Annotated in this window: 19 protein-coding genes; 9 read left to right on the top strand and 10 right to left on the bottom strand. The window is 66.0% G+C overall.

The window, feature by feature from the left end; all coding sequences use genetic code 11:
* The first annotated feature begins 465 nt into the window (after nucleotides 1-465).
* Together OKW35_RS33125 and galU are read left to right on the top strand one after the other, a co-directional pair.
* Complete coding sequence (locus tag OKW35_RS33125) at nucleotides 466-3,345, top strand: valine--tRNA ligase (protein WP_429554275.1); 2,880 nt, start codon at nucleotides 466-468, stop codon at nucleotides 3,343-3,345.
* A 62-nt stretch (nucleotides 3,346-3,407) separates the two neighbouring features.
* Nucleotides 3,408-4,289 (top strand): UTP--glucose-1-phosphate uridylyltransferase GalU, encoded by an 882-nt coding sequence (gene galU, locus OKW35_RS33120; RefSeq protein ID WP_090801031.1) that lies wholly within the window; start codon nucleotides 3,408-3,410, stop codon nucleotides 4,287-4,289.
* Nucleotides 4,290-4,388: 99 nt separating this feature from the next.
* Here galU and OKW35_RS33115 read toward each other — a convergent pair whose 3' ends face one another.
* The 4 genes from OKW35_RS33115 to OKW35_RS33100 all read right to left on the bottom strand — a co-directional run bounded on the left by OKW35_RS33115 (nucleotide 4,389) and on the right by OKW35_RS33100 (nucleotide 7,692).
* Nucleotides 4,389-4,616, bottom strand: a complete 228-nt coding sequence (locus tag OKW35_RS33115) for a sulfurtransferase TusA family protein (RefSeq protein WP_429555109.1) — start codon at nucleotides 4,614-4,616, stop codon at nucleotides 4,389-4,391.
* Nucleotides 4,617-4,752: 136 nt separating this feature from the next.
* Nucleotides 4,753-5,799: a Gfo/Idh/MocA family oxidoreductase gene (locus OKW35_RS33110; protein WP_429554274.1), complete on the bottom strand. Its 1,047-nt coding sequence runs from the start codon at nucleotides 5,797-5,799 to the stop codon at nucleotides 4,753-4,755.
* Nucleotides 5,799-6,815 carry an inositol 2-dehydrogenase gene (gene iolG / locus OKW35_RS33105; protein WP_429355863.1) on the bottom strand — a complete coding sequence of 339 codons (1,017 nt, stop codon included), beginning with the start codon at nucleotides 6,813-6,815 and terminating at the stop codon, nucleotides 5,799-5,801. The genes OKW35_RS33110 and iolG overlap by 1 nt, the downstream gene beginning before the upstream one ends.
* Complete coding sequence (locus tag OKW35_RS33100; RefSeq protein ID WP_184061480.1) at nucleotides 6,808-7,692, bottom strand: MurR/RpiR family transcriptional regulator; 885 nt, start codon at nucleotides 7,690-7,692, stop codon at nucleotides 6,808-6,810. Before OKW35_RS33100 ends, iolG begins: the two co-directional genes overlap by 8 nt.
* Before the next feature lie 276 nt (nucleotides 7,693-7,968).
* Here OKW35_RS33100 and OKW35_RS33095 point away from each other — a divergent pair, with 276 nt between their 5' ends.
* The 7 genes from OKW35_RS33095 (at nucleotide 7,969) to iolB (ending at nucleotide 17,018) form a co-directional block, all read left to right on the top strand.
* Nucleotides 7,969-9,015: a sugar ABC transporter substrate-binding protein gene (locus OKW35_RS33095; protein ID WP_429293577.1), complete on the top strand. Its 1,047-nt coding sequence runs from the start codon at nucleotides 7,969-7,971 to the stop codon at nucleotides 9,013-9,015.
* Between the two features lie 180 nt (nucleotides 9,016-9,195).
* Nucleotides 9,196-10,386, top strand: a complete 1,191-nt coding sequence (locus OKW35_RS33090) for an ABC transporter permease (RefSeq protein WP_429554273.1) — start codon at nucleotides 9,196-9,198, stop codon at nucleotides 10,384-10,386.
* A gap of 13 nt (nucleotides 10,387-10,399) precedes the next feature.
* Nucleotides 10,400-11,206 carry an ATP-binding cassette domain-containing protein gene (locus tag OKW35_RS33085; RefSeq protein WP_090801043.1) on the top strand — a complete coding sequence of 269 codons (807 nt, stop codon included), beginning with the start codon at nucleotides 10,400-10,402 and terminating at the stop codon, nucleotides 11,204-11,206.
* 86 nt (nucleotides 11,207-11,292) lie between these two features.
* Nucleotides 11,293-13,317: a bifunctional 5-dehydro-2-deoxygluconokinase/5-dehydro-2-deoxyphosphogluconate aldolase gene (locus OKW35_RS33080; RefSeq protein WP_429554272.1), complete on the top strand. Its 2,025-nt coding sequence runs from the start codon at nucleotides 11,293-11,295 to the stop codon at nucleotides 13,315-13,317.
* On the top strand, nucleotides 13,314-15,293 hold the full coding sequence (iolD, locus tag OKW35_RS33075; protein ID WP_429554271.1) for a 3D-(3,5/4)-trihydroxycyclohexane-1,2-dione acylhydrolase (decyclizing): 1,980 nt from the start codon (nucleotides 13,314-13,316) through the stop codon (nucleotides 15,291-15,293). The genes OKW35_RS33080 and iolD overlap by 4 nt, the downstream gene beginning before the upstream one ends.
* Nucleotides 15,294-15,312: 19 nt before the next feature.
* A complete protein-coding gene (gene iolE / locus OKW35_RS33070; protein ID WP_429554270.1) occupies nucleotides 15,313-16,221 on the top strand; it encodes a myo-inosose-2 dehydratase in 909 nt (302 codons plus the stop codon).
* Nucleotides 16,218-17,018 carry a 5-deoxy-glucuronate isomerase gene (iolB, locus tag OKW35_RS33065; RefSeq protein ID WP_429554269.1) on the top strand — a complete coding sequence of 267 codons (801 nt, stop codon included), beginning with the start codon at nucleotides 16,218-16,220 and terminating at the stop codon, nucleotides 17,016-17,018. Before iolE ends, iolB begins: the two co-directional genes overlap by 4 nt.
* Nucleotides 17,019-17,040: 22 nt before the next feature.
* Here the strand turns inward: iolB and OKW35_RS33060 are convergent, their stop codons facing one another.
* Genes OKW35_RS33060 through OKW35_RS33035 form a run of 6 tightly spaced genes read right to left on the bottom strand, consistent with a single transcriptional unit; the run spans nucleotide 17,041 to nucleotide 22,474 of the window.
* Nucleotides 17,041-17,766, bottom strand: coding sequence for an ABC transporter ATP-binding protein (locus OKW35_RS33060; RefSeq protein ID WP_090801053.1), 726 nt, complete (start codon nucleotides 17,764-17,766; stop codon nucleotides 17,041-17,043).
* Nucleotides 17,763-18,563, bottom strand: coding sequence for an ABC transporter ATP-binding protein (locus OKW35_RS33055; RefSeq protein WP_187610867.1), 801 nt, complete (start codon nucleotides 18,561-18,563; stop codon nucleotides 17,763-17,765). Before OKW35_RS33055 ends, OKW35_RS33060 begins: the two co-directional genes overlap by 4 nt.
* Nucleotides 18,560-19,906, bottom strand: a complete 1,347-nt coding sequence (locus tag OKW35_RS33050; RefSeq protein WP_429554268.1) for a branched-chain amino acid ABC transporter permease — start codon at nucleotides 19,904-19,906, stop codon at nucleotides 18,560-18,562. The genes OKW35_RS33055 and OKW35_RS33050 overlap by 4 nt, the downstream gene beginning before the upstream one ends.
* Nucleotides 19,899-20,843, bottom strand: a complete 945-nt coding sequence (locus OKW35_RS33045) for a branched-chain amino acid ABC transporter permease (RefSeq protein ID WP_429554267.1) — start codon at nucleotides 20,841-20,843, stop codon at nucleotides 19,899-19,901. The genes OKW35_RS33050 and OKW35_RS33045 overlap by 8 nt, the downstream gene beginning before the upstream one ends.
* A gap of 4 nt (nucleotides 20,844-20,847) precedes the next feature.
* Nucleotides 20,848-21,297, bottom strand: coding sequence for an acyl-CoA thioesterase (locus tag OKW35_RS33040; RefSeq protein WP_184061469.1), 450 nt, complete (start codon nucleotides 21,295-21,297; stop codon nucleotides 20,848-20,850).
* 28 nt (nucleotides 21,298-21,325) lie between these two features.
* Nucleotides 21,326-22,474 carry an iron-containing alcohol dehydrogenase gene (locus OKW35_RS33035; protein ID WP_429554266.1) on the bottom strand — a complete coding sequence of 383 codons (1,149 nt, stop codon included), beginning with the start codon at nucleotides 22,472-22,474 and terminating at the stop codon, nucleotides 21,326-21,328.
* Nucleotides 22,475-22,496 lie beyond the last annotated feature (22 nt).

Here is a 22,496-nt window from a genome sequence, read left to right as displayed (position 1 = left end):
GCAAAACCATTGGTTTCCCAGGCAGACCCGTCCGCGACGCACGTAGTGCGGAGTGGGAGGGATGACGGCTTTGTCACGAACGGGGAATGTGCGGGGGCACGGATTCCAGACGCACCACTACCCCCTCCAAGCCAGGGGACCCGCTTAAGAGCTGGCGGTTTGAGCTGTCTTCTTTGCCTACTTTCTTTGCAGCAGCAAAGAAAGTAGGTGCCGCCCCGCACAGGGGCAACGCTAATAGACCGATAACAAAGCAAGGAAAGGCCAACAAAGCCAGAACAACGAAAAAAGCCCCGCCCCGCACAGGGGCAACGCTAATAGACCGATAAGACAACAAGGAAAGGCCAACAAAGCCAGAACAACGAAAAAAGCATAACCCCTGTCCACACCGGCCGCCGGCCGGCAAAAAACCTCCTCCAGCTATAATCAACCCTTCCCCGCCTCCAAAATCCTGCCTTTAACAGAAACATGAGCGACACCCCGAGCGACCCGACCTCGACGCTTGCAAAAAGCTTCGAACCCCACACCATCGAAGCCCACTGGGGCCCTGAATGGGAAAAGCGCACCTACGCCGCGCCCTCCTTCGACGCGAACCGCAAGGATTTCTCGATCCAGCTGCCGCCGCCGAACGTCACGGGCACGCTGCACATGGGCCACGCGTTCAACCAGACCATCATGGACGGCCTGACCCGCTATCACCGCATGCTCGGCGAGAACACGCTGTGGGTGCCGGGCACCGACCACGCAGGCATCGCCACGCAGATCGTCGTCGAACGCCAGCTCGACGCGCAGGGCGTGTCGCGCCACGACCTCGGCCGCGAGAAGTTCGTCGAGCGCGTGTGGGAGTGGAAGCAGCAATCCGGCTCCACGATCACGAATCAGGTGCGTCGTCTCGGTGCATCGATCGACTGGTCGCGCGAATACTTCACGATGGACGACAAGACGTCGGCCACCGTGCGCGACGTGTTCGTGCGTCTGTATGAACAGGGCCTGATCTATCGCGGCAAGCGCCTCGTGAACTGGGACCCGGTACTGCTCACCGCCGTATCCGACCTCGAAGTGGTCAGCGAAGAAGAAAACGGCCACCTGTGGCACATCCACTATCCGTTGACCGACGGCTCGGGCCATCTGACCGTCGCCACCACCCGTCCGGAAACCATGCTCGGCGACACCGCCGTGATGGTGCACCCGGAAGACGAGCGCTACGCCCACCTGATCGGCAAGACCATCACGCTGCCGCTGTCGAACCGCGAAGTGCCGATCATCGCCGACGATTACGTCGACCGCGAATTCGGCACAGGCGTCGTCAAGGTCACGCCCGCGCATGATTTCAACGATTATCAGGTCGGCCTGCGCCACCAGCTGCCGCAAATCGAAATCCTCACGCTCGACGCGAAGATCAACGACAACGCGCCCGAAAAATACCGCGGCCTCGACCGTTTCGAAGCCCGCAAGCTGGTGGTCGCCGATCTCGAGGCGCTCGGTGCGCTCGAATCGGTCAAGCCGCACAAGCTGATGGTGCCGCGCGGCGACCGCACCGGCGTCGTGATCGAGCCGATGCTGACCGACCAGTGGTTCGTCGCGATGAGCAAGCCGGCGCCCGAAGGCACGTTCAATCCGGGCAAGTCGATCACCGAAACCGCGCTCGACGTCGTGCGCAACGGCCAGATCAAATTCGTGCCGGAAAACTGGACCACCACGTACTACCAGTGGCTCGAAAACATCCAGGACTGGTGCATCTCGCGTCAGCTGTGGTGGGGTCATCAGATTCCGGCGTGGTACGGCGAGAACGGCGAAGTGTTCGTCGCCAAGACCGAAGAGGACGCGCGCGCGAAGGCCGTCGCGGCCGGCTACACCGGCGCATTGAAGCGCGACGAAGACGTGCTCGACACGTGGTTCTCGTCCGCTCTGGTGCCGTTCTCGTCGCTCGGCTGGCCGAACGAAACCGAAGAGCTGAAGCACTTCATGCCGTCGTCGGTGCTCGTCACCGGCTTCGACATCATCTTCTTCTGGGTCGCGCGCATGGTCATGATGACCACGCACTTCACGGGCAAGGTGCCGTTCGAAACGGTCTATATGCACGGTCTCGTGCGCGACGCCGAAGGCCAGAAGATGTCGAAGAGCAAGGGCAACACGCTCGACCCGATCGACATCGTCGATGGCATCGACCTCGACGCGCTCGTCGCGAAGCGCACCACCGGCCTGATGAATCCGAAGCTGGCCGCGTCGATCGAGAAGAAGACCCGCAAGGAGTTTCCGGACGGCATTGCGGCGTTCGGCACCGACGCGCTGCGCTTCACGATGGCGTCGATGGCCACGCTCGGCCGCAACGTCAATTTCGACCTCGCGCGCTGCGAAGGCTATCGCAACTTCTGCAACAAGCTGTGGAACGCCACGCGCTTCGTGCTGATGAACTGCGAAGGCCACGACTGCGGTGTCGGCCAGCCGGCGCAATGTGGCGAATGCGGGCCAGAAGGCAATCTGCATTTCTCGCAGGCCGACCGCTGGATCGTGTCGCAACTGCAGCGCGTGGAAGCGGAAGTCGTCAAGGGTTTTTCCGACTATCGTTTTGACAATGTGGCCAACGCCATATACAAGTTCGTATGGGACGAATATTGTGACTGGTACGTCGAACTCGCCAAAGTGCAGATCCAGACGGGGCAGCCGAACCAGCAGCGTGCCACGCGGCGGACGCTTTTGCGTGTGCTCGAAACGGTGCTGCGCCTCGCGCATCCGGTGATCCCGTTCATCACCGAAGCGCTGTGGCAGAAAGTGGCGCCGCTCGCGGGACGCTACCCGGAAGGCAAGGCCGAGGGCGAGGCGTCCATCATGGTGCAGCAGTACCCCGTCGCGGAGCCGTCGAAGCTCGATGAAGACGCCGAGCGGTGGGCGACCGACCTCAAAGCGGTGATCGATGCATGCCGTAATCTGCGCGGTGAAATGAACCTGTCGCCGGCGGTGAAGGTGCCGTTGCTCGCCACCGGCAATGCGGAGCGTCTTCGTACTTTCGCGCCTTACGCTCAGGCACTTGCGCGTCTGTCGGAGGTGCAGATCATCGCCGACGAGGCCGCGCTCGACGCCCAGGCGGATGGCGCGCCGATTGCTATCGTAGGAACGGACAAGCTCGTGTTGAAGGTCGAAATCGACGCAGCGGTCGAACGCGAACGCCTGTCGAAAGAGATCACGCGGTTGAGCGCCGAAATCGTCAAGTGCAACGGTAAGCTACAGAATCAGGCCTTCGTTGCGAAGGCGCCGGCGGCGGTCGTGGAACAGGAGCAGAAGCGGCTGGCCGATTTCGAAGCCACCGTCGGCAAGCTGAAAGCCCAACTGGCCCGCTTGCCGGCCTGACCGACGCGCCCGCCCCCCTCAACGGCGGGCAAGGATTTAACCAGAGGACTCAGGGTATTCACATGCTAAAAGTTACGAAGGCGGTCTTTCCGGTAGCCGGTCTTGGCACCCGCTTCCTCCCCGCCACGAAGGCTAGCCCGAAGGAGATGCTGCCGATCGTCGACAAGCCGCTGATTCAGTACGCGGTCGAAGAGGCGATGGCGGCCGGCATCACCGAAATGATCTTCGTCACGGGCCGCAGCAAGCGCGCGATCGAAGACCATTTCGACAAGTCCTATGAGATCGAGGCCGAACTCGAGGCGCGCGGCAAGGACAAGCTGCTCGAACTCGTGCGCAGCATCAAGCCGAGCCACGTCGACTGCTTCTACGTGCGCCAGGCCGAGGCGCTGGGCCTCGGCCACGCCGTGCTGTGCGCCGAGAAGCTGGTCGGCGACAACCCTTTCGCCGTGATTCTCGCGGACGACCTGTTGTACGGCACGCCGCCCGTGATGACGCAGATGATCGAGGTGTTCGATCACTATCACAGCTCGGTGATCGGCGTCGAAGAGATCCCGCCGCAAGATACGAAATCGTACGGCATCGTCGACGGCAAGGAATGGGAAGACTCGATCATCAAGATGTCGGGCATCGTCGAAAAGCCGGAGCCGGGCGTGGCGCCGTCGAACCTCGGCGTGGTGGGCCGTTATGTGCTGAAGCCGCGCATCTTCGATCACCTGCGCTCCATCAAGCCGGGCGCGGGCGGTGAATTGCAACTGACGGACGCGATCCAGTCGCTGCTCGCCGACGAACAGGTGCTCGCGTACAAGTATCACGGCACACGTTTCGACTGCGGCAGCAAGCTGGGCTACCTGAAGGCGACCGTCGAGTTCGCCCTGCGTCACCCGGAAGTAGCCGCCGATTTCGAAGAATATCTGCGTACCCGCTCACCGGTTCTCGAAGGCTGACGTCGAAAGTCCGGCTGAAACGAAGAAGGCGCTGTACCCCGAATAATGGGGACAGCGCCTTCTTTTTTACATCGGACCGACAGTTTTACCGAATGCAGCTCATCGACGCCGCATCAGAAACGTAAATACTTTGTCATGCACCGAGCTTTCGACGATCTCGTTGCCGGTCTGCTTCGCGAACGCGGCGAAATCGCGCTGCGAGCCGGGATCGGTGGCGAGCACCTTGAGAATCTGGCCGCTTTCCATGTCGGCGAGTGCCTTTTTGGCGCGCAGGATGGGCAGCGGGCACATGAGCCCGCGCGCATCGACTTCCTTGTGAATCTGAATTTGCATCGACGATGACCTTCGGGACGGGGCGTCGCTGACGACGCCGGACAGAGGGTCAAATTCTACAGCAGGCGGAGCAGCGGCGCCGGGCATCGCCACGACGCCCATTTCCACGCGCGAGCCGTGCCGCGCGCCGTTACAGCGTCACCGCCCCGCCGCTTTGCAGCGACTCGCGCAGCGCCACGCCGATACGCGTCGCTTCGAGCGCATCGGCGAGCGTCGCGCCACGCTGTGCCGCATCGCCCTTCCCCGGCCCTTTTTGCACCGATGCGACAAACGCGCGTGCCTCGTGCAGAAACGCGTCCTCGAACCGGTCGAAAAAGTTCGGCGTGCACTCGTTGCGAATGCCGGTCGCATCGTAGATCTCGACGCGGTTCGCACGCGGATTGCGGCCGATCGTCAGCGCGCCCGCCGTGCCGATCACTTCGCTGTGCGTATCGTTGCCGTGCGCCTGGGTGCGCGACGCGTAGAACATCGCGAGCTTGCCGCCCTCGAATTCGCAGATCGCGACACCGTTGTCGACGTCGCCGAATTCGCGCAGACCCTCGTGCAGCGCGACCGTGCCCGCCGCGAACACGCGCGTCGCGCGCGGCTTGCCGAGCAGCCAGCGGGCGACGTCGATGTCGTGCACCGTGCAGTCGAGAAAGATGCCGCCCGAGGTCGCCGCGAAGCGCACGAAGAAACCGTCGTCGTCGTTTTTATCGGTGGTTTGCGAGCGCACGAGGAACGGCCGGCCGATCTGGCCGGCGGCGATTTTATCGAACGCGTCGCGGTAGCTCGGATCGAAGCGGCGCATGAAGCCGATCGTCGCCTGCAGGTGCGGATAGCGCGCCGCTTCGGCCAGCACGCGCTCGCATTCGGCGACATCGAGCGACAGCGGCTTTTCGCAGAACACATGCTTGCCGGCGCGCAATGCGTCGACGATCTGCTGCGCGTGCAGCGACGACGGCGTGACGAGCCATACCGCGTCGACGCGCGGATCGGCGAGCAGGTCCGCGTAATCGGTGTAGAGACGCGGTGCGGGTAGTGCATCACGCGCCCATGCCAGTTCATCTTCGAGCGGACTGCACGCGGCCGTGAGCGTCGCGCCCGGCACGCGATACGCGAGATTCTCCGCATGCCGCTTGCCAAGCCGCCCAAGGCCGACCACGCCGATCCGCAAGCGCTCCATGGCGGGCTTCATCACGCTGCCTCGCCGAGTTTGACCGCGCGGCCCTCGCGCCACGACCGCGTCGCGGCTTCCGCGAGTTCGAGCGCTTTCAGGCCATCCGCGACGGTCGTGCGCACCGGCTTGCCATGCGTGACCGCGTCGAAGAAATGCGCGATTTCGAGCGCGTAGGCCGCGCGATAGCGTTCGAGAAAGAACGCCTCGGGCACGTCGGTCGACACTTCCGTCTTCGAGTAAGCGGTGACCTCGGTCGGCCGCACGTTGCCCGCCTGCAGCATGCCGGTGCTGCCGAGCACTTCGAAGCGCTGGTCGTAGCCGTAGGCAGCGCGCCGCGCGGTGTTGATCTGGCACAGCCGCCCGCGCTTCGTGCGGATCGTCACCGCGGTCGAATCGATGTCGCCCGCGTCGGCGATCGCGGGGTCGGTGAGGCAACTGCCGGTGGCGTGCAGCGTGTCGGCTTCGTCGTCGAGAATCCAGCGACAGATGTCGAAGTCGTGAATCAGCATGTCCTTGAAGATGCCGCCCGAGTGCCGGATGTACTCGACCGGCGGCGCGCCCGGATCGCGGCTCGTGACGACGAGCATTTCCGGCGTGCCGATCTCGCCCGCGTCGAGACGCGCTTTCAACGCGGAAAACGTCGGATCGAAGCGTCGCTGAAAACCGATCATGCACACGACACCGGCGCGCTCCACCGCTTCTGCGCACATCCGCGCGCGCTCCAACGTGAGATCGACCGGCTTCTCGCAGAACACGTGCTTGTTCTGCGCGGCCGATTTGACGATCAGGTCCGCATGCGTGTCGGTGCTCGAACAGATCACGGTCGCGCCGATCGATGCATCGCCGATCGCGCCGTCGCTATCCGCAACCTGCGCGCCATGCTGCGCGGCGAGCGCGGCGGCCGCCTCGCGATTCACGTCGACCACGTATTTGAGCCGCACGCCGGGCTGCCGCGCGAGATTCGCCGCATGGATCTTGCCGATGCGCCCCGCGCCGAATACGGCGACGTCGATCGTGTTTACCGCGTCAGTCATCGTAGCCTCCAGTGTCGTTGGATTCTTCAACGTTCAGTTCGAGCTTGTACGCGAGCGCGATGAAGAGCGCCTGGCACAGGCAGATCGTGCTGGTCAGCGAGCGGAACGCGAACGCGCTGCCCTCTTTCACGTACAGCTGCGTGCTGGCGTAGCGTGCGAGCGGCGATAGTTGGCTATCCGTAATGACGAGCGTCTTCGCCTGAAGATGATGCGCGACGCGCAGACAGTACTGCGTCTCCTTGCCGTACGGCGCGAAGCTGATCGCAATCACCACGTCGCCCTTCCTGACACTGCGGATCTGCTCGCGATACATGCCGCCGAAGCCAGACACCAGATGCACGCGCTTGTGCGTGTGCTGCAACGCATAGACGATGTAGCTCGCGACCGGAAACGAGCGCCGCACCCCGATCACGTAGATGTTGTCGGCCTGCTGCAGCATCTTCACGGCGGCATCGAACTGCTTGTCGTCGAGGCCCGCTTCGAGTTCTTCGAGGCCGCCGCGCGACGCGGCGATGAACTCGCGCGCGACCGCGCCGCCCGACAAGGTGCCGGGCTTCTCGTCGATCAGCTTGCGGATGCGCTGCTGATAGCTCGACGACGACACGCCCTGCCCCGTATACGCCTGACGAAACACCGCCTGCAGATCCGAAAACCCGGAAAAGCCGAAGCGCTGCGCAAAGCGCACGACCGCCGACGGATGCACGCCGCAGCTCGCGGCGATATCGCTCGTGCGATCCATCATCACGCTCGCGCGATGCTGCTCGATGTACGTCGCGACGCTTTTCAACTGCCGCGGCAGCGACTCGTAGGTATCCGCGATGCGCTGCATCAATTCGTCGACGCTCGGCACCGCTTCTTCGGTGATCTGTTCCGCCATGACAGCCTCTCGGGGTTTCCTGCAATGCGGCAGACGCGCCCGCGGCCCGCCGCAACGTGCATCCGACGTTGCCGAGTATAGGCGGCCGCCCCGTCAAATGGAACGTATTTTCCATTTTTATTTGTCATGAAATTTTCTTTGCAAGGCTTCGGAAGATGACCTACTCTTGGTCGTGAGCGATGGCGCTTCGGCCTCGTTGTGTGGGTCATCGGAATGGAAAGCCGCCCGCCAGTCGCTCCCTCAATAACGAACGACAGACCGAGAAAGGTGGAGACAATGAGACTTTGCAGAGGCAAGGCAACGCTCAGGATTCTGGTGACGGCGTTGACGTTGGCGACGGGATTCGGCGCGACCTCGGCCGCCCGCGCGGCGGACGCGCACTTCGTGCTGATCAGCCACGCGCCGGATTCGGATTCGTGGTGGAACACGATCAAGAACGCGATCAAGCAGGCCGACGAGGACTTCAACGTTCAGACCGACTACCGCAACCCGCCGAACGGCGACATCGCCGACATGGCGCGTCTCGTCGAGCAGGCGGCCGCGCGCAACTACGACGGCGTGATCGTGTCGATCGCCGACTTCGACGTGCTGAAGAGCTCGATCGCGAAGGTCACCGAGAAGCACATTCCGCTCGTCACGATCAATTCGGGCACCGAGGAGCAAAGCGCGAAGCTCGGCGCGATCATGCACGTCGGCCAGCCCGAGTTCGCGGCCGGCAAAGCCGCCGGAGAAAAGGCCAAGGCCGCCGGCATCAAGTCGTTCCTGTGCGTGAACCACTACGCGACGAACCCGGCTTCGTTCGAACGCTGCCGCGGTTTCGCCGAAGCGATCGGCGCCAACTTCAAAACCTCGACGCTCGACACGGGTCAGGACCCGACCGGCGTGCAGTCGAAGGTCAGCGCGTTCCTGCGCAATCATCCGGATACCCAGGCGGTGCTGACGCTCGGTCCGCTGTCGGCCGATCCGACGCTGAAGGCGCTGCAGCAGATGGGCCTCGCCGGCAAGATCTGGTTCGCGACGTTCGACTTCGACAGCGACATCGCGAAGGGCATCCAGGACGGCACGATCCAGTTCGCGATCGACCAGCAACCGTACTTGCAGGGCTATATCCCGGTTGCCGTACTCGCGATCGTGAAGAAGGACCACACCACCGATCCGGCCAAAATCCGCGAGATCCTGCAGGCGAATCCGAAGTTCAAGGAGCGTCTTGCCACTTATGGGCTCACGCCGTCCTACGGGCCGCGCAATATCGGCTCGGGCCCGGGCTTCATCACGAAGGCCAACGTCGACAAGGTGCTGAAGTACGCGGGTCAGTACCGCTGAACGCACGGCAACGCATCGCATCGCATCGCGCGCCTAAGCCGCCGCGCCGGCGGCAAGGTTAAAAGGCAGTGACCGGCGGGACGCATGGCGTCTTGCCGGCGCCCGCCCGCTCAGCGGATTCGCAAACGCCCACGGCATTGCGCCGAGCCGCCGGTCGCGGGCGTATCAAGGAGAGCTTCAATGGGTGTCGCCGACCTGTTTCATCCCCATCACCGCAAGCAACCGCCGCCTGATCCGCAGGACCCGGCGAAGTCCGCTGCGACGACCGCCTCGCAATCCGCTGCCGTCGACGAACGCGTGCGCGAGGAATCCTGGTTCCGCCATCTGCTCGGCCGACCGGAATTCGCGGCGCTCGCCGGCACCGTGATGGTGTTCATCGTGTTCGGCGTGGCGGCCGGCAACTCGGGGATGTTCAACCTCGACGGCGTGATGAACTGGTCGCAGGTCGCCGCCTATCTCGGTCTGATCTCGGTCGGCGCGTGCCTGCTGATGATCGCCGGCGAGTTCGATCTGTCGATCGGTTCGATGATCGGCTTTGCCGGCATGATGGTCGCGCTGCCGACCATGTACTTCCACTGGCCGATCTGGCTGGCGATCCTGTTCGCGTTCGTCGGCTCGATGCTGCTCGGCGCGCTCAACGGCTATCTGGTGATACGCACGCGCCTGCCGTCGTTCATCGTCACGCTCGCGTTCCTGTTCATACTGCGCGGTCTCACGCTCGCGCTATCGGTGATGTTCGCCGATCGCACCATCATCTCCGGCGTCGGCGACGTCGCGCGTCAGGACTGGTTCGCGCACACGCTCTTCCAGGGCGTCGCGTTCAAAGGTCTGTTCGTGTGGCTCGGCCACCTCGGCCTCGTGAAGCTGCTCGACAACGGCACGCCGCTCGTGCCGGGCATTCCGAAGGTGCTGCTGTGGTGGCTCGTGCTCGCCGTGGTCTGCGCGTTCACGCTCGCCAAGACGCGCTTCGGCAACTGGATTTTCGCGGTCGGCGGCGATGCCAACGCGGCCAAGAACGTCGGCGTGCCGGTGCGTCGCGTGAAGATTTCGCTGTTCGTGCTGACCGCGTTCTGCTCGGCCCTGTATGCGGTACTTCAGGTGTGCGACATCGGTTCGGCCGCGGCCGACCGCGGTTTGCAGGCGGAGTTCGAGGCGATCATCGCCGCGGTGATCGGCGGCACGCTGCTGACAGGCGGCTACGGCTCGGTGATCGGCGCATGCTTCGGTGCGCTGATCTTCGGCGTCGTGCAGATCGGCATCACGTACACCAACGTCGATTCCGACTGGTTCCGCGTGTTCCTCGGCGTGATGCTGCTGTTCGCCGTGCTGTTCAACCACTACGTGCGCGGCCGCGTCGCGGCATCGCGCTAGACGGAGGTTCACGATGAGCACCCCCGAACAGAACACCGACGACATCATTTTGTCGCTGGAAAACGTCAGCCGTTATTTCGGCAACATCATCGCGCTGAACGACATCACGCTGCGCCTCATACGCGGCGAAGTGCATTGCCTGCTCGGCGACAACGGCGCCGGCAAGTCGACGCTGATCAAGACGCTCGCGGGCGTGTATCAGCCGAGCAAAGGCACCTACCGGGTGGACGGCAAACCGGTGCACTTCACGTCGCCGAAAGACGCGCTCGATCTCGGTATCGCAACCGTCTACCAGGATCTCGCGCTGGTGCCGCTGCTATCGGTCGCGCGCAATTTTTTCATGGGCCGCGAGCCGCAGAAAAAGCTGTTCGGCCTTCTGAACGTGATGGACCTCGAAACCTGCGCAACCACCGCGCGCGACAAGCTCGCCGAAATGGGCATCAACGTGCGCGACCCGCATCAGCCGATCGGCACGATGTCGGGCGGCGAGCGTCAATGTCTGGCGATTGCGCGTGCGATCCACTTCGGCGCGCGCGTGCTGATTCTCGACGAACCGACCGCCGCGCTCGGCGTCAAGCAGAGCTTCAACGTGCTGAAGCTGATCCACAAGGCGCGCGCCAAAGGCATCTCGGTGATCTTCATCACGCACAACGTGCACCACGCGTATCCGATCGGCGATTCGTTCACGCTGCTCAATCGCGGCCGCTCGCTCGGCACGTTCACCAAACAGACGATCAGCAAGAACGAAGTGCTCGACATGATGGCCGGCGGCGCCGAGATGCAGAAGATGATCGGCGAACTCGAAGGCGCGACGATCTGACCGATTCGCGCGGCACGTCCAGCCTCGGCGCGTTTCGCCCGGCTGGCCGACGCGCACCTACCGCGCACTGTTACTCAGGACTATTCATGGCTCACTCCAGCACCTCCAGCGGTAACGCAGCGGACAGCCGGTTCGCGCCGGGGCGCGCCCGCGACATCGTGTGCCTCGGCCGGCTGGCCGTCGATCTGTACGCGCAGCAGGTCGGCGCACGGCTCGAAGACGTGTCGAGCTTCGCGAAGTATCTCGGCGGCTCGTCGGCGAACATCGCGTTCGGCTGCGCGCGGCTCGGGCTTGCCGCGGCCATGCTGGCACGCGTCGGCAACGATCACATGGGGCGCTTCCTGACGGAGACGCTCACGAAGGAAGGCTGCGACGTGAGTCGCGTGCGCATCGATCACGATCGGCTGACCGCGCTCGTGCTGCTCGGCCTGAAGGACCGTGACACCTTTCCGCTGATCTTCTACCGCGAGAACTGCGCGGACATGGCGGTCGACGAGGCCGACTTCGACGAGGCCTTCATCGCGTCGTCGAAAGCGCTGCTGATCACCGGCACGCATTTCTCGACCGAGCAGGTCAATCGCGCGAGCCGTCGCGCGCTCGACTACGCGCGCCGCAACGACGTGCGCACCGTGCTCGACATCGACTACCGCCCGGTGCTGTGGGGACTCACGGGCAAGGCCGACGGCGAGACGCGTTTCGTGGCGAGCGAAGGCGTCAGCGCGCATTTGCAGCGGATTCTGCCGCTGTTCGATCTGGTGATCGGCACCGAGGAAGAGTTTCGCATCGCCGGCGGCAAGGCCGACCTCGCCGACGCGCTCGCGATGGTGCGCGCGGTGACGCCGGCCACGCTCGTGCTGAAACGCGGGCCGCTCGGCTGTCAGATCATCGACGGCGAGGTGCCTGCATCGCTCGACGATGCGCCGGTTCATGGCGGCGTCGAAGTCGAAGTGCTGAACGTGCTCGGCGCGGGCGACGCGTTCGCTTCCGGCTTCCTGTCCGGCTGGCTGCGCGATCAGCCGCTCGACGCCTGCGCGCGCGCCGCGAATGCGAGCGGCGCGCTGGTCGTGTCCCGGCACGGCTGCGCCCCGGCGATGCCGACACCGGCCGAACTCGACTACTTCCTGCGCGAAGCGCAGGCCGATCCGCAACGCATGCGCCGCCCCGATCGCGATGCGAAGCTCGCAAGACTGCATCGCGTGTCGCCGGCGCGCAAAGCGTGGCACGAGGTGCTCGGCTTCGCTTTCGATCATCGCAACCCGTTCTTCGAACTCGCGCAGCAGACCGGTGCCGACGAAGCGCGCATTGCCCGGTTGAAGGGCTTGTTCGTCGAAGCGGTCGCGCAAACCGAACGTGCATTGAACTTGCAGGGACGCATCGGCGTACTGATCGACGACCGCTATGGTCAGGACGCGCTGAATGCCGCGACCGGTCGCGGCTGGTGGATCGGCCGCCCGGTCGAACTGCCCGGCTCCGTGCCGCTCGTGTTCGATCATGGTCGTTCGATCGGCACCACGTTGATCGCGTGGCCGCAGGAACACGTCGTCAAATGCCTCGTGCAGTTTCATCCCGACGAGCCGATCGAGCAGCGGCTCGAACAGGAAGCGCAACTGCGCACGCTGTATGACGCGACCCAGGCAAGCGGCCACGAATTGCTGCTCGAAGTGATTCCACCGAAGCAGGCGTCGCTGCCGCAGGGGCCGGATATCGTGTATCGCGCGTTAAAGCGCATCTACAACCTCGGCATCTACCCCGAGTGGTGGAAGCTCGAACCGATGGACGCCGCGCAATGGCAGGCCATCGACGCGCTGATCGCCGAGCGCGATCCGTATTGCCGTGGCGTCGTGCTGCTCGGTTTATCGGCGGCGGTCGAGCAATTGAGCGAGGGCTTTCGCGCGGCCGCGCAAGCGGCGACGTGCCGCGGCTTCACGGTCGGCCGCACGATCTTTCACGAACCGAGCCATGCGTGGCTCGCCGGTGAAATCGGCGACGACGAACTGATCGCGCGCGTGCGCCTCACGTTCGAAACGCTGATCGCCGCGTGGCGCGGTGCGCGCGGCGAACCGGCGGCGCAAGGCACACCTCATCACGCTCATCAGGAGCAGGCCGCATGAACGAGCGCATCATGGATGACGACACCCCATCCGCCAGCGGCGCGACGCAAGCGCACGCGCCTGCGCGCACCGGCGGCACGATTCGCCTGACGATGGCGCAGGCGCTCGTGCGCTATCTGGCCGCGCAACGCGTCGCCAGCGAAGACGGCACCAACGTCGAACCGCTGTTCGGCGGCGTGTTCGCGATTTTCGGTCACGGCAACGTCGCGGGCATCGGCGAGGCGCTGTATCAGCATCGCGACGCGCTGCCGACCTTGCGCGCGCACAACGAGCAGGCGATGGCGCACAGTGCGATCGCCTACGCGAAGGCGCACTTTCGCCGCCGCATGATGGCCGTGACGACGTCGATCGGCCCAGGTGCCACCAATCTGCTGACCGCGGCCGCGCTCGCGCACGTGAACCGTTTGCCGGTGCTGCTGTTGCCCGGCGACATCTTCGTGTCGCGCGCGCCCGATCCGGTCTTGCAGCAGGTCGAGGATTTCAACGATGGCGGCGTGTCCGCGAATGACGCGTTCAAGCCGCTGTCGCGCTACTTCGACCGCATCGTGCATCCTGCGCAATTGCTGAGCGCGCTGCCGCGCGCGATCCGCGTGCTCACCGATGCCGCGTTGTGCGGCCCCGTCACGCTGGCGCTGCCGCAGGACGTGCAGGCGCAGGCGTGGGACTTCCCGGAGGACTTTTTCACGCAGCGTGTCGTGCGCTTTCATGCACCCGCGCCGCGTAGCGACGATATCGACGCCGCGTGCGCGCGCTTGCGGCACGCGAAGCGTCCGTTGATCGTCGCGGGCGGCGGCGTGCTGTACAGCCGCGCGGCAGATGCGCTGCACCGCCTCGCGAGCGCGCATGGCGTGCCGGTCGCGGAAACGCAGGCCGGCAAAAGCTCGCTCGCGTGGAACGATCCGCTGAATGCCGGCGCGCTCGGGGTGACCGGCTCAGTGGCTGCCAACGCGCTTGCGCATGACGCCGACTGCGTGCTCGCGCTCGGCACGCGGCTGCAGGACTTCACGACCGGCTCGAACACGCTGTTCACGCAAGCCGACGTGATCGCGATCAACGCGAACGGATTCGACGCGCTCAAGCATCGCGGCTTCGTCGTCGAAGCCGATGTGAAACTCGCGCTCGATGCGCTAACGGGGCCGCTGCATGGCTGGCACGCCGAGCGCAGCTGGACCGCGCGCGCACACAAGCTCGCGGCGAGCTGGCGCGACACCGTGCAAACGCTCACCCATGCGCCGCAACGCGACGCGGTACTGCCCTACGAGGGCGACGTGATCGGCGCGGTGCAGCGTTCGAGCGCGCACTCGCCGACCGACGACATCGTCGTCTGCGCGGCCGGCACGCTGCCCGCCGATCTGCACAAGCTATGGCGCGCGGGCCGGCCCGGCGCGTATCACGTCGAATACGGCTATTCGTGCATGGGCTACGAGATCGCGGGCGGCCTCGGCGTCAAGCTCGCGCGGCCCGAGCGCGAGGTGATCGTGATTCTCGGCGACGGCAGCTATCTGATGATGAACAGCGAGATCGCGAGCTCGGTGATGCTCGGCGCGAAGCTGATCGTCGTCGTGCTCGACAATCGCGGCTTCGGCTGCATCAATCGACTGCAACAGGCTTGCGGTGGCGCACCGTTCAACAATCTGCTCGACGATTGCGTGCACGCACCGGAAGGCGCGCCGCGCATCGACTTCGCCGCGCATGCGCGCGCGCTCGGCGCGCAAGCCGAGCATGCGCGCAATCTCGCCGAGCTCGAAGCGGCACTGCAACGCGCGCGCGCGGCGCGAGGCACGTACGTGATCAGCATCGACACCGACCCGGCTCGCACCACCGAAGACGGTGGCTGGTGGTGGGAAGTCGCGGTGCCCGAAGTATCGACGCGCACCGAGGTGCGCGAGGCCCGCGCGAAGTACGACGCGCAGCTCGCCGCGCGCGCGGCGCCGCCCGCGACGCCTGCGCCGTCACAGGGCGCCGATCACGACTGAGAACCATGAGGACTCCGGCATGACTGCTTTCGACGTACGCATCGGCATCAACCCGCTGTCGTGGATGAACGACGACCTGCCGTCGCTCGGCGGCGAGACGCCGCTCGAAGTCGCGCTGACCGAGGGTCGGCAGATCGGCTATCAGGGCTTCGAACTCGGCAACAAGTTTCCTCGCGAGCCGCAAGCGCTGAAAATGCTGCTCGCACGATACGACCTTGCGCTCGTGTCCGGCTGGTACTCGGGACAACTGGCCAGGCGCAGCGTCGCCGAAGAAATCGACGCGGTCGGCGCGCATCTGGAGTTGCTCGCGCAGAACGGCGCGACCGTGATGGTGTATGGTGAAGTCGCCGATTCGATCCAGGGCGCGCCGCGCCCGCTGTATCAACGGCCGCGCTTTTTCAGCGACGCGCAATGGGCCGGCTACGCGGCACGCGTCGATGAATTCGCGCGTTATACGCTGAGTCGCGGCGTGCGGCTCGCCTATCATCATCATATGGGCGCGTACGTCGAAACGCCTGCCGACGTCGATCAGCTGATGGCGCGCACAGGCGACGCGGTCGGCCTGTTGTTCGACGCCGGGCACATCACGTTGGCGGGCGGCGATCCGTTGGCCGTGCTCGACCAACACATCGCGCGCGTTTGCCACGTGCACTGCAAGGACGTGCGCCCCGCCGTGATGAAGCTCGCACGCAATCGCAACTGGAGTTTTCTCGATGCGGTGATCGCCGGTGCGTTCACGGTGCCCGGCGACGGCGCGGTCGATTTTCCGGCGCTGATCGACCGGTTGAAGCGGCACGGTTATTGCGGCTGGCTCGTCGTCGAGGCGGAGCAGGACCCGGTGGTCGCGCCGCCGTTCGACTATGCGCAGAAGGGATACGGAACTTTGCGGGCGCTCGTCGATGCGCCCCTCGGCAAGGAGGCAGCATGAGCTTATTGGTGAAGGCAGAGCGCGAAGGCCAGACGATCGCGCGCGTGACGCCGCAGTCGGCCTGCTGGCGCTATGTGGGATTTGCCGCGTACCGGCTCGGCGCGAACGAACTCGTCTACGTGTTCGAGCCGGCGCGTGAAGCTTGCATCGTCGTGCTGAGCGGCGCGGTCGATATCGAAACGCCGGGCACGACGTGGAGCTCGCTCGGTTCACGCGACAGCGTGTTCGAAGACGCGGCGCCGTACGCGGTGTATGTGCCGCCGAATGTGCGCGCGACGGTGCGCGCATGCCGCGACGCGGAGATCGGTGTCGCGAGCGCGCCGGCCAAGGGCGAGTATCCGGCGCGGCTGATCGAGCCGGCGTCGATGAAGCGCTCGACGCGCGGTAAGTCGCTGAATACGCGTTACGTGTGCGACATTCTTCCGCACACCGAGCCGGCGGAATCGCTGCTGGTGGTCGAAGTGAGAACGCCGGGCGGTCACGCGTCGAGCTACCCGCCGCACAAGCACGACACCGACAATATCCCGCTCGAAAGCTCGCTCGAAGAAACCTATTACCACCGGCTCGATCCGCCGCAAGGCTTCGCATTCCAACGCGTGTACACCGACTCACGCGATATCGACGAATCGATGGCCGTCGAGGATCACGACGTCGTGATGGTGCCGCGCGGCTATCACCCGGTCGTCGTGCCGTACGGCTACGACTCGTATTATCTGAACGTGATGGCGGGCAGCCAGCGGGTCTGGCATTTCCATAACGATCCGGCGCACGAATGGATCATCAACAAGGATGCTTGACTAATTTGTTCGTAGTCGCGCGTCAGCCAACCCCGAGCCATTCGCGCATCACGTCGTCGCGCGACATAAACGACGCCAGCGCGCCGTCGAACACGATCTCGCCGTGCCCCATCACCGCGACGCGGCACGCGATGTCCCGCGCGATCACGAGCCTCTGCTCGATCAGCAACATCGCGACGCCACGCTCGCGCAGCGCGTGCAGACAGGCGGCGACCTGCTGCATCACGAGACTCGCGAGCCCTTCGCCGGGCTCGTCGATCAACAGCAGATCGGGATCTCCGAGCAGCGCCCGCGCGAGCGCGAGCATCTGTTGCTCGCCGCCCGACAGCGCGCCGGCGCGCGTGCGCTTGCGCCCGGCGAGCACTGGGAACAGCGCGTACGCGTCGTCGAGCGTGAAGCGCGGCGCGCGGCCGCGCGCACGCGATGCGGCAGCCGGCGCAATGCCGAGCAGCAGGTTTTCATGCACGCTCAGCGCGGCGAACACGTCGCGATGCTCGGCCACATAGCCGAGCCCGAGCCGCGCGATCTCGAACGTGCGCCGACCGGCGAGCGAACGCCCCGCGAAACGCAGTTCGCCCTCGCAGCGCACGAGGCCCATGATCGCGCGTGCGAGCGTCGAGCGGCCCGAGCCGTTGCGGCCGACCAGCGCGACCACTTCGCCGGGCTCGATGCTCAGCGTGACGCCGTGCAACGCCTGGCTCGCGCCATACCACGCATTCAGGTCGCAAATGTCGAGCAGCGCGCTCATCGGCCTGCTCCATGGTCCGGTTCATCACCCGCCCGCGCGCCTGAGCCGACGTCGAAGCGTTCACCCAGATACGCGGCCCGTACCGCCGCGTCGGCGCGAATCGCGGCCGGCGATCCACTTGCGATGATGCGCCCTTGCACCAGCACCGAAATGCGATCGGCGATCGCGAACACCGCATCCATATCGTGCTCGACCATCAGCAGCGTGCGGCCGGCAGTGGTGTCGCGGATCAGCTCGATCGCGCGTGCCGCTTCCGCGCGGTTCATGCCCGCCGTCGGTTCGTCGAGCAGCAGCGTGTGCGCGCCGCCCGCGAGCGCGATGCCGAGGTCGAGCGCGCGCTGCTCCGCGTAGCTGAGCGTGCCGGCCGCGACGTCGCGGCGCGCGCCGAGGCCGACCGCGTCGAGCACGTCGGCCGCGCGCGCATCGACCGCGGCCGTGCCGGTCAGACGCTGCCACCAGCGCGTGCGATCGCGCTCGGCAAGCTGCGCCGCGCAGCGCAGGTTGTCGAACACTGATAGCCGCGCGAACACGCTGGTGCTCTGAAAGCTGCGCGCGAGGCCACGGCGCGCGATCGCGGCCGGCGCGAGCCGCGTGATGTCCGCGCCGAACAGGTGGATACGCCCCGCGCTCGGCCGCGCGCCGCCCCCGATCAGGTTGAACAGCGTGGACTTGCCCGCGCCGTTCGGGCCGATCAGCGCGTGCCGCTCGCCTGGCTCGATCGCGAGATCGACGCCGCGCAGAATTTGCGTCGAGCCGAAACGCTTTTCGATGCCGTGGAGCGCGAGTGCGGGGATCATCGTGCGGCTCCGGGGAATCGTGCCGCGCGTGCGTGGGCCGTGACGCGCGCATGCGCGCGCAGCGCATGGCGCGTGGTCAGCGCAGCCAGAGCGGCGAGCGCAACGAGCGCCAGCGCAAGAGGAAGCGGCGACAGCGGCAGCGCGACGGTGACATCGGTACCCGCGCCAGCGCCCGCACCTGCACCGGCGCCGAACCATGCGCCGAACAACCCACCTGAAACCGCACCTTCGTCCGCGCCGAACTGCGCCGCATAAGCCCACTGCACCGCGAACACGATGGCCGCGAGCCACAGCAACCCCGCCGCCGCGCTCCACCAATACGCGGCGCGGCAACGTCGCCAGCCGTTGGCGGCAATCCGAGCCGTCTGCCGCGAGGCAAAGCCGGCGAGCCCATCCGGCGCGGCCAGCACGACGACGACAAAAAACAGCCCGAGATAGAACAGCCACGCCCGCGTGACACTGGCGACCACCACGCTGAAAAACGTCAGCACGATCGCCCCCGCGACCGGCCCGAAGAACGCCGCCGTGCCGCCGATCACGGTCGCGATCAGCACCGCGCCCGAGCGCATCATGCCGACGCTCTCAGTCGATACGAGCTCGATATTGATCAGCCCGAGCGTGCCGGCGACGCCCGCGAAAAACGCCGACAGCACGATCACGCCATAGCGAATCCGCCGCGGATAGCAGCCGATCGCCGCCGCGCGCGCCGGGTTGTCGCGCACGGCGTTCGCGAGCCGCATGAACGGTGTGCGCGACAGCGCGAACAGCGCGACACTGGCGACGACGCTCCACAGCGCGATCAGCGCATAGGCCTCGCGCGCCGGACCGAAGCTCCAGCCGCCGAAGAGTGGCCCGCTCGCGCGATCGATCGCGACGCCCGCCTCGCCGCCGAACCAGCCCGGCAGCGTCCACGCGGCCGCGACGACGAGCTCGCCGAGACCGAGCGTGATCATCGCGAATGCGGTGCCGGCACGGCGCGTCGCGATGAAGCCGAACAGCACGCCGCACAGCGCGCCGCCGATGCCGCCGACCAACGGCAGCAGCACCAGCGGCATGCCGCCCGCGTTGAACACCCGCGCGGCGATCAACGCGCCGAGCCCCGCATAAGCGGCGTGCCCGAACGACAGCAGCCCGGTCCCGCCGAGCAGCAGGTTGTACGACAGCGCGAACACGATCATCGTCGCGCTTTGCGCGAGATAGCCGAGCAGCCAGCTGTGCGGCCAGATGAAAGGCGGTACGGCCAGAAAGGCGACGAGCGCGAGCCACGGCGCGAGCGCACGGCCGCCCCCGCGAGGCGGCACCTCGCTTTCCAGCGCGTTTGACGACCCGCTCCGCTTACGCATGATCGTCACGCCGTCCGAACAGCCCGCGCGGCCTCGTCGCCAGCACCGCGACGAGCAGCAGGTAAGGCAGCAGCGGCGCGAGCTGTGCGAGCGTCAGCGCGTCCCATTCGGGCGGCAGCACGGCGCCGGCGAGCGACACCACGTCGCCCAACGACAGATCGCTCGCGACCGCCAGCGTTTGCAGGCACCCCACCAGCAGCGACGCGACGAGCGCCCCGCTCAGCGACCCGAGCCCGCCGATCACGACCACGACGAACACGATCGAGCCGAGCGACTCCGCCATCGCCGGCTCGATGACGAACAGCGGCGCGCCGATCACGCCGGCCAGTGCGGCGAGCGCGGTGCCGGCCGCGAACACGCCGGTGAACACGCGCGGCACGTCGTGCCCGAGCGCTTCGACGGCCTGCGCATGCGTGAGCGCGGCGCGCACGATCAAGCCCGTCTTCGACACGCGCAGCATCGCGACGAGCGCCGCGAGCATCGCGAGCGACACCGCCATCATGAACGCGCGGTAGCGCGTGAAGACCGCGCCGTACAGCGAGAACAGCGGACCGTCGAGCACCGCCGGAATCCTCGCCGACAGCGAACCGAGCCCCCAGCCGAGCTTGACGAATTCGCCGAGCAGATAGGCGGCGCCGAACGTCAGCAGCAGTTCGGGCAGATGCCCGTGCCCGCGCCCGCGCACGCGCCGCAGCAGCCAGCGTTCGAGCGCCGCGCCGAGCAGCCCGACGAGGAGCGGCGCAACCACCAGCGCGCTCCAGAAGCCGGCGCGCGACGCCACCGAAAAGCCGACGTACGCGCCGAGCATATAGAAGCTCGCATGCGCGAAGTTGAGCACGCCGAGCATGCTGAAGATCAGCGTCAGCCCGGCCGACAGCATGAACAGCAACAGCCCGTAGCTCAGGCCGTTGAGCAGAGTGATGATGAACGACTGCACGCGTCTAGTCCGCCGGCCCGACGACGCACAACGGTTCGAGCGCCGCGCGCAGCTCGGCGGGCAGGTTCACGGGACGACGCGTCGCACGATCCACGTAGACGTGCACGAAGTGCCCTTGCGCGGCGGGCTCGGCGTCGCCGTCACGAAATAGCCCCACCTCGTAGCGCACGCTCGACGTGCCGAGCCGCGCCACGCGCAAGCCCGCCTCGATGCGATCGGGAAACACGAGCGGCGCGAAGTAGTTGCACTGCGTCTCGACGACCAGCCCGATCGTCGTGCCGTGTTCGAAATCGAGTACGCGCGCGCGGATCAGATACTCGTTCACGACGGTGTCGAAATAGCTGTAGTAGACGACGTTGTTCACGTGGCCGTAGACGTCGTTGTCCATCCAGCGCGTGGTGATCGGCAGGAAGTGCGGATACGCGGCGCGGCCGGCGGGAGCGGGTTTGTTCATCGGACGTGGCGGTGGGTGGAGGCGAGGATCACAGCGACTCGGTCAGCATGCGGTGATAGTCGTCGGCGCTCGCCTCGCGCGGATTCGTGCGATGACAATGGTCGACCAGCGCGCCCTGCACGACCTTGTCGAACATGCTTTCGTCGACGCCCATTTGCCTGAGGCCGGTCGGCAGTCCAAGCCGCGCCGTCATGTCGAACAGCGCCTGCGCGAGATCCGCATGCTCGGGCACCCCCATCACGCGACGCATGCGCGCATAGCGACGCTCGGCCACCACGCTCGGCGCGCGCTCGTTGAAGCGCAGCACCGCGGGCAGCACGACCGCGTTCAGCGTGCCGTGATGCAGCGACGTGCGGCCGTTCACCTTCAGGCCGCCCAGCGGATGCGACAGCGAGTGCACACAGCCGAGGCCCTTCTGGAACGCCATCCCGCCCTGCATCGACGCGCTCATCATGTTCAGGCGCGCCTCGCGATCGCGGCCGTCCGCGCACGCGCGCTCGATGCTGTGCCACGCGCGTTCGAGGCCGTCGAGCGCGATACCGTCGGCGGGCGGATTGAAGGCCGGCGCGAGGAAGGTCTCGATGCAATGCGCGATCGCGTCCATGCCGGTCGCGGCGGTCAGCCCCGGCGGCAGGCCGAGCGTGAGACCGGGATCGCACAGCGCCGATTTCGGCAGCAGATTCCACGAGTGAAAGCCGAGCTTGCGGCCGTCGTTCAGGATCACGATCGCGCCGCGCGCGACTTCGCTGCCAGTGCCGGCCGTGGTCGGAATCGCGATCAGCGGCGCGACGGCGTCGGTGATCTTCGCGCTGCCGCCTTCGATCGTCGCGTACTGCGTGAGCGGCCCCGGATGCGTGGCCGCGATCGCGACGCCCTTCGCGAGATCGATCGACGAACCGCCGCCCACCGCGATCAGCCCGTCGCAGCGCTCGTCGCGATACACCTGGGCGGCCGCGAGCACCATTTCCTCGGTCGGGTTCGACGGCGTGTCGTCGAACAGCGGCACGTCGCCGAGCTTCAGCGCGTCGAGTGCCTGCCGCGCAATGCCGGCCGCGACGACGCCCTTGTCGCTGATCACCAGAGGCCGCTCGATGCCGATGCGCGTGCACTCGGACGACAGTTGCGACAGTGCGTCGTAGCCCAGATGAATATGGGTCAGGTAGTAGATGTAGGCCATGCCGTTTTCTCCCTGAGCGTGC

This window comes from Paraburkholderia sp. MM5477-R1, assembly GCF_050436385.1.
Classification (GTDB): domain Bacteria; phylum Pseudomonadota; class Gammaproteobacteria; order Burkholderiales; family Burkholderiaceae; genus Paraburkholderia; species Paraburkholderia tuberum.
This window is presented reverse-complemented; position numbering and strand designations above follow the sequence as displayed.